Source organism: Kocuria sp. NPDC057446 (assembly GCF_042802875.1).
Lineage (GTDB): Bacteria > Actinomycetota > Actinomycetes > Actinomycetales > Micrococcaceae > Kocuria.
Genome location: NZ_JBHVDI010000122.1, coordinates 1 through 12,112 on the forward strand (window position 1 = coordinate 1; position 12,112 = coordinate 12,112).

The following is a 12,112-nucleotide window of genomic DNA, read 5'->3' on the forward strand; positions in this document are numbered from 1 at the left end:
GGGCGGGTCCGCCCCGCGCGGGCCCCGGGCTCAGACGGACGGGAGGTCGTGCAGGTTGTTGCAGACGGTGTCCTCCGAGGCGGCCCACAGCCGCTTCTCGCACCCGGCGGACACCACGCGGACCCGCAGCTGCCCCGACGATCCGGGGACGTAGTAGAGGTGGACCCCGCTCTCGATGTCCCGGATGATGCGGGTGGTCGACCGCGGGGACCACATCTCGGTGGGATTGCACAGCGCGACGATGTTCCCGAGGGGGTCCGTGCGGACTCCCGTGACGGGTCGCTGGTCGGTCATCGGCGAAACTCCTGAACTCGTGCCCCCGGCCGGCGACGCCGGCCGCGGGGATCGGTCGTATACCACGGTGTCGGCCCGGGCGCGACCCTCGTCGAGGACCGCGTGCCGGCCGTCCGGCAATTGTGTTTGCTTTTGACGCTCCCGTGGCGTTCGCTTTTGACTCACAGCGCCCCGCCCGGGATCATCGGTGCCTGAGCCCTCTTCCGCCGCGGACCTGGATCCTGGTCCGCGGGACCGGAGAGGACGGCGCTCGGACCACGGCCTTCGGGGGAAGGCAGGTCCGCGGCGCACCGGGGACAGTGATCATGACAGTGGGGGATCATGACAATGGATGGGGAACACTCGATCAGGCTGCGGCTTCTCGGCAACGTCGAGGTCGAGCTGGACGGCACCGTACTGGCCCTGGGCCACCGGCAGCAGCGCCTGCTGGCCGCGCTCGCCGTCCTCGGCCCCAAGCCGCGCCGCTTCCTCGGCGAGCTGCTGTGGCCCGACCGGACCGCGGAGCGTGCGATGGGCAGCCTGCGCACCACCGTCTTCAACATCTCGCGCCAGGTGCCGGGGGCCGTGGGGACCCGCGGCAACAACATCGCCCTGGCGGAGCCGGTCACCGTGGACCTGCACGAGCTGCGCGAGTCCTTGCACTGTGCGGCGACGGCCACGGCCCCCGTGACCGAGGACCCCTGGTTCCTGTCCCCCGACGGCGCGCAGCTGCTGCCGGGCTGGTACGACGGCTGGGTCATGGCCGAGCAGGACCGGCTCCGGACCCTGTACGTCAACGCCGTGGAGCACCTCGCCCGCCTGTCCCTCGAGCACGGGGACTTCTACCGGGCGCACGTGCTCGCCGACAACGTCCGGGCCCTGGACCCGCTGCGGGAGAGCGCGGTCCGTGTGTCCATCGAGGCGGACCTGGGTCTCGGCAACAACGCCCCGGCCCTGCAGACCTTCCGCAGCTTCTGCAGCACGATGGCCGACGAGCTCGGGGCGCCGCCCTCCCCGCAGATCACCCAGCTGATGGGTCACATGCGCAGCGCCTGACGCGCCACCACGGAGCGCGCTGCCGGCCTCCGCACCGCTCCCGGCCGGCACGTTCCCGTCGGGGAGGTCGGAGGAGGGGCGGTGTCCCCGCGACCCGGTGCCGGGCCGCGGGGACACCTTGTGGCTGCTCATGACCGGGTCATCGTCCCGAGGTCACCGCGGCCGCGGCCGAGCGCACCGGGATGCCGCGCCAGGCGGTGTGGGGCAGCAGCTGCTCGCCCTTCATCACCAGCGACAGCGCGTCCACCGAGGCGCCCGCGCCGACGGTCGTGTCGTAGAGCACGATGGAGCGCGCGCCGACGCTGGCCCCGGGGAGGATCTCCACGTGGGACATCTTCATCACGCGGTCCTCGAAGAGGTGCGTCTGCAGGGACACCTCCGTGGAGACGGCGGCGTCGTCGCCGATGTGGACGAGGTCGAACTCGGTCAGGTAGGTCGTGCCGATGTAGGTCCGCCGCCCGATCTGGGCGCCGAACAGGCGCAGGACCGGACCGATCAGCGGCGTGCCCACGAGCCCGCCGATGAGGGCGGGGACCGCCGCGGACTCGTACACGCCGGTGACGAACTCGCTGCGCCGGACGAAGTTGTCCCACAGCGGCTCGACGCGCTGGCGGTAGCGGCCCACGATCGCCCACTTCAGGACGACGACGGCGAGGACCACGGTCAGACCGGTGGCCAGCGCGATGAGCGGCAGCACGGCGACGAAGCCCAGCAGCGTCAGCTCGGGCACGAGGGCCACCGAGGCCAGCAGCCCCAGGTAGCCGATCAGCCCGATCAGCGCCGGCGGGACCGTGATGCGCAGCGCCTCGATGACGAGGCGCGCGACCACCTTGCTGCGCGAGGGACGGAAGGTGAGGCTCTCGTCGTAGTTGCCGCTGTCCTGCCGGCGCGGCAGGAACATGGCGGGCGAGCCCAGCCAGGACGTGCCGTCGGGCACGTCGGCCGGGGGCACCGAGGCGACGCCCACCAGGGAGCCCTCGCCCATCCGGGTGCCCGAGGGCACGAACGCGGCGTTGCCCACGAACGAGCGGTCCCCCACCACGGTGCGCTCCATGTACAGGTGGCCGTGGTGGTAGACGGCGCTGCCCACGCTGGCCATGTCCGCGACGAAGCTGCCCTCGCCGAGGGTGAGGAGGTCCGGGTCGACGTGGCCGACCGTGGAGACCTCGGAGCGCGGGCCGACCTTGGCGCCCAGGGCGCGCAGCCAGGGCACGGTGTACATCGTGGCGTAGAGGGCGTTGGTGCTCTCCAGGCTGGTGGACAGCAGCTGGTCGGCCATCCACTTGCGCACGCCCAGCCCGCTGCGCACGGGGTGGATGCCGGTGGGCGTGCGGCGCAGGACGATCTTCCGTCCGGCCGCGACCACGGCGCAGACCGTGAGCACGTAGACGACGCCGACCGCAGGGGTGAGGGCGAGCCCCACCGGGAGGCCGAACTCCAGGGCCGCGGCCCAGATCATCAGGAAGGACGGCAGCACCAGGACGAAGGGCATCAGCTCGAGCACCAGCCAGCCCAGGAGCAGCCCGGCCGCGAGCGGGGCCGGCCAGCGTCCGCTGGGCAGCGGGCGCCGCTCCATCCGCTCGAGCAGCTCGTCGTCGCCGTCACCGGGCCGGGCCGGGGAGCCGAGCCAGTGCTCGCCGGCGGGGATCGTCTGGTTGCGGGAGGCCAGGGACTGCTCGGCCAGGCGCGCGCCGTCCTCGATCCGGGTGCCCGGCTGCAGGAGGGCGTTGGCCCCCACGAACGCGTCGTCGCCGATGTGCACCGGCGCGATGGTCACCCACCCCTCCTCGACCTGTGCGGTCTGCACGGAGGAGTTGTAGCCGATGCTGGCGCCGGAGCCGATGGTGACGAGGGAGGGCAGGCCGATGGCGGCGGTGCCCACGTGGGCGTCCGGGCCGACCCTGGCGCCCAGCAGGCGCAGGTAGACGGCGGCCATCGGGGTGCCGGTCAGGAGGCTGAGCGGCGAGAGCCGGGTCAGCCCGTCGATGCACCACAGCAGGAAGTACTGCCGGCCCCAGAGGGCGTGGTGCCCGGGTCTGACGAGCCGGCCCAGCACCCGGGAGCCGAGGAACGGCAGGAAGAAGCGGGCGAGCACGGAGACCACGACGCCGACGAGGAGCATGTCCCACATCAGGGCGTAGCTGAACTGCCCGCCGTAGGAGTACAGGACCGCGGCGAGCGGGGAGCCGACGAGCATGGCCGCCAGGACCATCGTGGTGACCTGCGCGATCCCGCACAGTGCCACCCGGCCGCTGGTGTGGTGCAGCGGCGCGGGGCGGTCGTCCGGGGCGGCCACGGCGGGGACGGCCGCCGGAGCGGCGTCCAGGTGGCGCGCCAGGTCCCGGACGGTCGGGTAGGTGTAGATGTCGGCGATGGAGATGTCCTGGTCCGGGTGCGCCCGGCGCAGCTCGGACGTGGCGGTCGCGGCGAGCAGCGAGTGCCCGCCCAGCTCCATGAAGAAGTCGGCCTCGACCGAGAGCTGGTCCTCGGGGATGCGGAAGACCTTCGACCACACCTCCGTGATCCCCCACTCGGTGTCCGTCCCCGGCGGGACCAGGCCCATCGTCGTCACGAAGCGCGGTGTGCTGGGCTCCGGCAGGTTCTTCCGGTCCACCTTGCCGCTGACCATCATCGGCATCGCGGGCAGGATCTCGTAGAAGGAGGGCACCATGTACGGCGGCAGCGCCGCGACCACGGAGTCGTGGAGCAGCTCGAAGAGGGCGCGCTCGTCGCGCACCGGGGCGCGCAGGGTCAGGAACGCCGCGACGTCGTCGCCGCCGGAGACGAGCTTGACGGCGGCGTCCGCCACCGCGTCCTCCCGGCGCAGCACGTTCTCGATCTCCTGCAGGTCCGCGCGGTGACCGCGGATCTTCACCTCGCTGTCGGCGCGGCCGAGGTACTCGATCTCGCCGTCGGGCATGATCCGGCCCAGGTCGCCGGTGCGGTAGATCCGCCCGGCCCGGGGCCCGTCCGGGTGCGGGCGGAACCGCTCCTCGGTCACGTGCGGCAGGTTGACGTAGCCGCGGGCCACGCCCGGTCCGGCGATGCAGATCTCGCCCGGCTCGCCGTCGGGGACCTCGTTCATCTGCTCGTCGAGGATCCGCACCTCGTAGGTGGGCAGCGGCTTGCCGATGGTCACGGGCCGTCCGGGGGCCAGCTCGCCCCACGTGGCCGTCACGGTGCCCTCGGTGGGGCCGTAGGTGTTGAGCATCCGGCGCTCGGGGGTGGACCACCGGTCCACGAGGTCGGCGGGGCAGGCCTCGCCGCCCACCAGGATGCTGCGGATGCGGGGCAGGTCGTGCTCCAGGGTGGCCAGGACGGTCGGCACGCAGTAGAGCACCGAGATCTCCATGCGCTGCAGGAACTCGGCGAGCCCCTGCCCCAGGCGGGCGTCGTCGGTGGGACCGGCGACCAGGGACGCGCCCACGGCCCAGGTCGGCCAGATCTCCTCGATGGAGAAGTCGAACGCGATGGTCATGCCCTGGTAGACGCGGTCCTCGGGGCGGACGTCGTAGACCTCGGGCACGATCTCGATGAAGTTGCAGATGCTCGAGTGCGCGATCTCGACGCCCTTCGGGCGGCCGGTCGAGCCCGAGGTGTAGATGATGTAGCACGTCGGATCGCCCTCGTGGCGGACCGTGGGGCGGTGCGCGGGCGCCTCCTCGAGCCGCTCGCCGATCCTGCCGACGTCGACGACGTCGGCGGGCGCGTCCTCGACGACGGCCACGAACTCGGCGGAGGTCAGCATGAGGGACAGGTCCGAGTCCTCGGCGATGAACTGGACGCGGTCCGCGGGCAGGTTCGGGTCGATGGGGACGAAGGTGGCGCCCGTCTTGAGGATCGCCAGGAGGGACGCGTAGAGCATCGTGGAGCGCTGGAGCAGGATGCCGACGCGGTCGCCCGCGCTCAGGCCGTAGCCGGCGATCAGGTGGGCCAGACGGTTGGCGAGCTCGTCGAGCTCCGCGTACGTGTAGGCGCGGCCGTCGGCGTGCAGCGCCTGGGCGTCGGGGGTGAGATCGCAGCTGCGCTCGAAGAAGTGGTGCAGCCGGGTGGGCCTGGTCTCCGTGCTCCGGACGCCCCGTGTCGAGGGCTCCGTCCACGGAAGCGCTCCGGTGGGGCCTCCCTGCGCGGCAGCCTCGTCCCACAGCACGCGCTCTGCCGCCGCAGCCTTGTCGCGGCGCTGAGAGCGATGTGGCACTGAGGTCATGTCCAACTCCTTTCGATGCACGGGCACCGGTGTTACCGGCACGTCCGTTCTACGGAGCGGGGTGTTATGGCCTCCTCACGGATCCGTCACGGCGGCGTTATCGCGGCGTTATCGATGCGTTCGCCTCCGGAGCCGTCAGGGATGATGCCGTTCCCCACGGGGCCGGTGGTGGGGAAGATCACAGCCGGTCGTCCCGCCCAGTGAGACGTTCTCGACTGCAATCGCGCGGATCCCGCGCTCGGGGACCTCGGCCGGGGGCCGGGCGGCCGGATGTGCGGGGCAGCGGCGGCAGTGCGGCGACGCCGCGCCAGGCGTCCGCGTCCGCCACGGCCCTGTGGGCCGAAGAGGTCGCAGTGTTACCTTTCGTGAACGCCTGTGGGGTGGGTTTGCCGGCCGCCGAGCGGGCCGAGGACCGCCCCTCCGTGCCGCGGCGCGGTGCCGGGCGGGCTGTGCTGCTCAGGCCGCCGCGAGGCCCGCCGGCCAGCCCGGGGTCCTGAGCCGGCGCCGGAGGGTGCTGCCCGGCCGGGCACCGGTGAACTCGCCGTCGGCGCCGCACGCCGCGACCCATCCGGGGGCGTCCTGGCCCAGCACGTGCGCGGCGCGGGCGTAGGCCTGGGCCTCCACCGCGCTCGGCGCGGCGACCACGACGCGGTCCCACGGGCTCGCCACGGCGGCGCCGGTCACCGGGTTGACCAGGTCGCCCCCGGGGCCCTCCACCACCGCGAGACCACGCCGGCCGCGCTCGACGAGGACCGCCCGGATCCCCGGCTCCACGCCGCCGCAGGAGCCTGCGGTCCGGGCCGGCGGCGCGGTGCCGACCAGGGCGGCGGCCGCGGCCGGCGGTCCGCCCACGGCGCACACCCCGCCGAGCTCGGCGACCAGCGCGTGACCGGGATGCGCTTCCGCGAAGAGCCGGACCGTGCGGTCCGCCGCCCACGCCTCCGCCACGGGCACGAGGTCCAGGACCGTGCCCCGTCCCATGCGCAGCCGCCGGGTGGGCACGTCCAGCTCGAGGCTGCCGATGCCGGGCGCCGGCTGCGGCTCGAGCCCGTCCAGGACCCGCCAGGCGGCCGCGCCGGTGGTGGGGTCGGTGAGCCCGCTCGTGAGGCGGGCGGTGAGCAGGGCGGCCGCGACGATGCCGGCCAGCACGGGCCCCACGACGACGTCGACGTCCTCGTGCTCGGCGAACCGGTTGAGCAGGGACAGCTCCGAGTCGATGCGCTCGGGCGAGACGGCCCGGGCGACCTCGTCGCGCACGCGCTCGGCGATCCGAAGCGCCTCGGCCTGGAGGTCCGGGGCGGGCGCGCGCACGGCGTCCGGGGCGCGGGGCGGGATCGGGGTGGGCATGACCGTCTCCTGGCGGTGGGGAGAGACGAGCGACGACAGTGTGCGGGGGGACACGGACAGGTGCTGACGAGCATACGCGCGCCGGGGCCCGGAGGACGGTGACGTGACCGCTCGTTACCGGACCGGGATCGCAGCGCACCGGGGCCGGCCCGGGGCGGCCGCCGGCGGGCCCGCCGGGATGCCGGACGGGATCCCGGCCACCGCGCGCGCCGGGACACCGCGCGGGTCCCCGGCCGCCCCGCCCGCCCAGCGCAGCACCTCGGCGGGCCGGTTCGTGGTGAGCTGCTGGACGCCGAGCGCGCGGCACAGGTCCACGTCCCGTGCGGTGTCGACCGTCCAGACCCGCAGCACGCGCCCCTCGGCCCGCCACTGCCGCACCAGCTCGGGATGGGCCCGGACGAAGTCCAGTCCCGGGCCCACCAGGTCCACGAGGCCCGCGGAGATCACCGGCAGCGCCGGCGGCGCCACGAGCCGCATTCCGGCGTGGAGCACGGCGGCGGCCGTGCGGCCCACGCGCAGGCTGTCCCGGACCGTTCGGCGGGTGGTCGTCTCCACGAGCTGGCAGACGTGCCGGGCGGGCACCGTCTCCAGGAGGTGCCGGACGGCGTCGGGGTGGAAGCTCATGAGCGATATCGTGAGGTTCTCCAGCCGTCCCGTCTCGGGGTCCCAGCCCTCCCGCATCAGCAGGCCCAGGACCTCCTCCTCGAGCCGGTGGCCGAAGGGGCTGGGGTGCTTCGTCTCCACGGCCAGCCCCACGGGCCGGCCCGCCGCCCGCAGCAGGTCCAGCAGCTCGGGCAGGGTGAGCAGCTGACGGTCCGGGGCCCCGTGGCCCGGCGGGATGGGCGTGCCCTTCCAGGAGGTCCAGTCGAGGCGGCGCAGCTCGGCCAGCGTGCGGGCGGAGACGGGCCCGCGGCCGTCGCTGGTGCGGCCCAGCTGGGCGTCGTGGTGCAGGACGAGGTGGCCGTCGCGGCTGAGGTGGACGTCGCACTCCACGCCGTCGGCGCCGTCGAGCAGCGCCTGCACGTAGGCGGCCCGGGTGTGCTCTGGGAAGACCGCGCTGGCCCCTCGGTGCGCGTAGATGATCGGCCGCACGGCGCTCCCTCGGCTGTCGGTCGGGGCGCGGTGGGCCCCGCTCACGCCCAGGCTAGGGAGACGCGGTGAACGCGGGGCCACGGCCCGGCGGACCGGCCGTGAACGACGACGACGCCCCGCGGGCGCGGGGCGTCGTCGTGCGGCGGGCGGCCGGGGTGCGCAGAGGCCCCGGCGCGGGGTCTACTGCCCGCCGGTGATCTCGCCGTGGCCGACCGCGTCGGCCTTCCGGCCCCGCCTGCCGCCGCGGGACGCCCGGTCGCCGATCCGCGGGGCCCGCTCCTCGGGTGCGAGGTCGGCGGGGAACGTCGTGGGCAGCGGCCCGAACGCCTCGTGGGTCGCGGCGATGACCTGCTTGGACATGGCCAGGTTCGCTCCCCCTCCGACGACCGCGCCCACGCCGAACGGCAGCGCTCGGCCGAACACGGCTCCGGTCTGCTTGAGCAGGAAGCGCTTGACGAACATGTTGCGGATGATCCGGCTGACGTCGAAGGTCTTGGAGTCGTCCTTGCCCATCATCAGGCCCCAGGACGACATCATGCCGCGGCCCTTGGTGCCGCTGGCCAGGATCTGGTTCATGACCTGGCGGCCGTCCTCCCCGAGCATGAGCGCCATGACCATGGTGCGGGTCTTCTCGGGGTCCTCGGTGTGCACCCCGTGCAGCTCGGCGACGGCCTGCGCGTACAGGGCGGTGGCCTCGAGGTAGCCGGCCACCGCGAAGGAGGACAGGCCGAGGGAGGCGACGGTGCCGATGCCGGGGACCACCGCGGTGGCGCCCACGGCCCCGCCGCCCACGGTCACGGACCGGACGTAGATCTTCTCGAGCCGCTTGGCGATCTGCTCGGGCGTCTCGTCGGGGTGGTCCGCGCGCTCCTTCTTCACGAAGGCCAGGACCACGGGCCGCTGCACGCGCAGCACGGTGTCGAGCAGCTTGTTCATGGCGGGCTTGGGCTTGCCCTCGTCGTCGAACGCGTTGTTCAGGGGATTCAGGTCCATGGCGGGCTCTCCTTGTGGGGTGCCGGGACGGTGGGTCTCGGCCCACTATATGCACAGCAGGCTGATCGGGCCCCCGGATTCGCCGACGGCGGAGGGCGGTCCGGTTCAGCTCCCCGGCAGCCGGGAGACCGAGGGGTCGACCTGCTGGAAGGAGTCCGGGAACTCGGCCCGCAGCCGGACCAGTTCCCGGGCGAACGCGTCCAGGTCCCGGTCCTCCTGGCTGACCGGCTGCCACTGCCGGGCCGGCAGGGCGTGCCCCTGCTCGTCGAGGGCGACCATGACCATGAGGCAGTTCGTCGTCAGCGCGAGCTCGCCGGTGGCGGGGTCCCCGGACCAGCAGTTCACGGAGATGTGCAGGCCGCGGGCCGCGGTGTGGATGAGCCGCGCCCGCACCTCCACGAGGTGGCCGATGTGCATGGGCCGGTAGAACCGCACGCCCCCGGCGTACACGGCGATGACCGGGCGTCCCGCCCACCGGGCCCCGCAGACGTAGGCGGCCTCGTCGATCCAGCGCATGGCCGTGCCGCCGTGCACCTTTCCGCCCCAGTTGATGTCCGTGGGAGCGGCCAGGAAGCGCAGCACGGTCTCCTCCGCGGTGCCCTCGTCCGTGTACCGCTGCCCGGCCATCAGCTCCTCGATGCCGGTGCGCAGCTCGATCCGCCGCTGCGTGACGGCCGACTGCTGCCGTTCGTACTCCGTCTCGGGGGTCCACTGCGGGACGGGGGTGGGCCGGCCGTCCCCGTCCACGGCCACCATGATGATCAGGCAGGTGTCCTTGAGCGTCACCCCGTGCTCGCGGGGGTCCGCGGAGGCCACCTCCACCCGGATGTGCATCGAGGACCGGCCGGTGTGCACGATCTTGGCCGAGACCTCCACCATGTCGCCCACGCACACCGGGCGGTCGAAGTGGATGTTGCCCACGTACGCCGTGACGCAGTAGGCCCGGGACCAGCCCACGGCGCAGGCGTAGGCTGCCTTGTCGATCCACTCGAGGACGCGCCCCCCGTCCACGGTGCCGGTGCGCCCGGCGTCGGTCGGGGCGGCGAGGAAGCGGAGAACGGCGGTGTCGCGTGCGGCCATGCCTCCCAGTGTGGCACGGCTCACGGGGCGGGCGGTCGCCCCGCCCCACCACGGTCCGCCGCGCGGCCCGCACGGCGGCTCAGCCGGCCGGCGGGGCCCACGCGTTGAGCCGGCGGAGCATGTCCGACTTCTTGCGGGCGTGCCCCTCCATCCGCACGAGGATGTCGTCGAGGGCCTCGATCGCGTCCACCACGAACGGGCCCTTGTTGAGCATGACGCACTCCGCGCGCTGGCCCATCGCCGCGTCCGTGACCTCGGCGCGGGAGGGCAGGCCCCTCTTGGCGAGGGACTCGAGGACCTGGGTGGCCCAGACCACCGGCACGTGGCCGGCCTCGCACAGCCACAGGATCTCCTCCTGCACCTCGGCCATCCGCTCGAACCCGGCCTCGACCGCGAGGTCCCCCCGGGCGATCATCACGCCCACGTCCTGCCAGCGCATGGCCTCCAGGAGCATGGGGGGCAGCGACTCGAAGCCGCCCACGGTCTCGATCTTGAGGGTGACGTCCAGGGCGGTGTTGCCGATCCGCTCGAGTTCCTGCAGCAGGTCGGTCACGTCCTCCTGCGAGCGCACGAAGGACATGTTGACGATGTCGGCGTGCTCGGCCACGAACGGCAGGTGCGAGCGGTCCTCGTCGGTGAGCGCGGAGATGCGCAGGTCCGTCTCGGGCAGGTTGATGCCCTTCCCGGCCTTCAGCCGGGTCCCGTCGGGACCGGCCTGCAGCACCTCCAGCTCGACCTCGTCGGGGCCCACGGACGTGATGCGGCAGCGGATCTTCCCGTCGTCGATCCACGCGGGCTGCCCCTCCCGGACGTCCGTGAACACCTCGGGCAGGGAGCAGCCGATCCGGAAGGGGCTCTCCGCCCGGACCGGGGCGGGCGTGAGGTCCCGGGTCAGCACCACGGTGTCCCCCGCGCGCACGCGCAGGGACTGCTCCACGGCGGGCAGCTCGCCGAGCACGCCCTCCGTGCCGTCCTCGGCCCGCACGGCCAGTCCCGTGGCGAAGTACACGGTCTTGGCGCACTCCACGAGCACGCCGGGGCCGGTGGCCTCGAGCACCCGCAGCGTCCGCCCGGAGCCGCGCGCGTCCTTGAGCCGCAGCCGCTCCCCCGGGATGCGGGCCGCGGTCCAGGCCGCACCGGCCACCGGCACCGCCGGGGCGTCGTCGTCGACCGCAGGATCCGCCTCGCCCAGCCACAGGCGGGCCGGGACGGTCACCCGGCCGCTGCTGTCCCGGGTGGGCTTGATCTTCTCGACCTGCGGGCCGGGCTCGATCGGCCCGGTCCGCAGCTTGGGCCCGGCGAGGTCCATGGCCACGCGGACCTCCCGGCCGAGATCCCGCTCCGCCGCCCGGACGTGGCCGATCATCGCCGCCCACTGCTCCGGGCCGTCGTGCGCGCAGTTGATCCGGGCCACGTCCATGCCGGCGCGGACCATGTCCTGGACGAGCCGGGGGTCCCCGGCGGCCTCCGAGGGGAAGGTGACCATGATGCGGGTGCTGCGCCCCTCCCGGCCCGGGCCGAGCAGTGCCGCGGTGTTCCGGCGCAGCACCTCCGCCCCGGGCTCGGCCGGCTCGGAGGACTCGGTGGTGCCGGGCGCCGATGCCTCCTCCTCCCGGCCGGCGAGCACGCGCAGGGTCTCCCGGACGGCGCCCAGGTGGCTCATCACCCCGGCCTCCATCCGGCCCAGCGAGGACAGGCCCAGGCCGCTGAGGTCGCGCTGCAGGTCCCGCACGTCCTGGCCGCGCACCGCCACGTAGTCCACGAGGTTCAGGGCGGACCCGCGGTGGCGGGGATTCACGCGCTCCAGCTGCGGGACGGCGGCCCGGCGGGCCCGCAGCACCACGTCGACGAGGGCCGAGACGCGGTCGTGCAGCTGCGCGGCGCGCTCCTGCCGGGTGGCCGCGGTCATGCCCTGCTCCCTCCCGCGGTCGCCTCCGGGGGCTGCCCGGCCGCGACCGCCGTCGATCTGCTGACTCCTCATGATCCTCCTCGTCGGCGCGGCTGTCAGCGCCGACCGTAGTCGCTCCGGGCGAACAGCGGCTGAACGCGGGGCGACCCGGGGCC

General features: G+C 73.9%; 8 protein-coding genes. 1 reads left to right on the plus strand and 7 read right to left on the minus strand.

The features are described 5' to 3' along the window. Positions 1 to 30: 30 nt before the first annotated feature. Entirely contained in the window at positions 31 to 294 is a 264-nt protein-coding gene (locus ACFU0Y_RS13580) for a hypothetical protein (protein ID WP_380215059.1), read from the minus strand. A 321-nt stretch (positions 295 to 615) separates the two neighbouring features. Between ACFU0Y_RS13580 and ACFU0Y_RS13585 the strand changes: the two genes are divergently transcribed. Continuing rightward, positions 616 to 1,329 (plus strand): BTAD domain-containing putative transcriptional regulator, encoded by a 714-nt coding sequence (locus tag ACFU0Y_RS13585; protein WP_380215060.1) that lies wholly within the window; start codon positions 616 to 618, stop codon positions 1,327 to 1,329. 139 nt (positions 1,330 to 1,468) lie between these two features. Here ACFU0Y_RS13585 and ACFU0Y_RS13590 read toward each other — a convergent pair whose 3' ends face one another. The 6 genes from ACFU0Y_RS13590 to ACFU0Y_RS13615 form a co-directional block, all read right to left on the minus strand. Next, positions 1,469 to 5,536 carry a Pls/PosA family non-ribosomal peptide synthetase gene (locus ACFU0Y_RS13590; RefSeq protein ID WP_380215061.1) on the minus strand — a complete coding sequence of 1,356 codons (4,068 nt, stop codon included), beginning with the start codon at positions 5,534 to 5,536 and terminating at the stop codon, positions 1,469 to 1,471. Positions 5,537 to 5,992: 456 nt separating this feature from the next. Beyond that, positions 5,993 to 6,883, minus strand: a complete 891-nt coding sequence (locus ACFU0Y_RS13595; RefSeq protein ID WP_380215062.1) for an FAD:protein FMN transferase — start codon at positions 6,881 to 6,883, stop codon at positions 5,993 to 5,995. A 114-nt stretch (positions 6,884 to 6,997) separates the two neighbouring features. Then, positions 6,998 to 8,020 (minus strand): glycerophosphodiester phosphodiesterase, encoded by a 1,023-nt coding sequence (locus tag ACFU0Y_RS13600; RefSeq protein ID WP_380215063.1) that lies wholly within the window; start codon positions 8,018 to 8,020, stop codon positions 6,998 to 7,000. A 135-nt stretch (positions 8,021 to 8,155) separates the two neighbouring features. Next, positions 8,156 to 8,968, minus strand: coding sequence for a di- and tripeptidase (locus ACFU0Y_RS13605; RefSeq protein ID WP_380215064.1), 813 nt, complete (start codon positions 8,966 to 8,968; stop codon positions 8,156 to 8,158). A 105-nt stretch (positions 8,969 to 9,073) separates the two neighbouring features. Then, the gene (locus ACFU0Y_RS13610; RefSeq protein WP_380215065.1) at positions 9,074 to 10,048 is read right to left on the minus strand and encodes an acyl-CoA thioesterase; all 975 of its coding nucleotides are present in this window, start codon (positions 10,046 to 10,048) and stop codon (positions 9,074 to 9,076) included. 79 nt (positions 10,049 to 10,127) lie between these two features. Then, positions 10,128 to 12,029, minus strand: a complete 1,902-nt coding sequence (locus tag ACFU0Y_RS13615; protein ID WP_380215066.1) for a pyruvate kinase — start codon at positions 12,027 to 12,029, stop codon at positions 10,128 to 10,130. Positions 12,030 to 12,112: the final 83 nt, after the last annotated feature.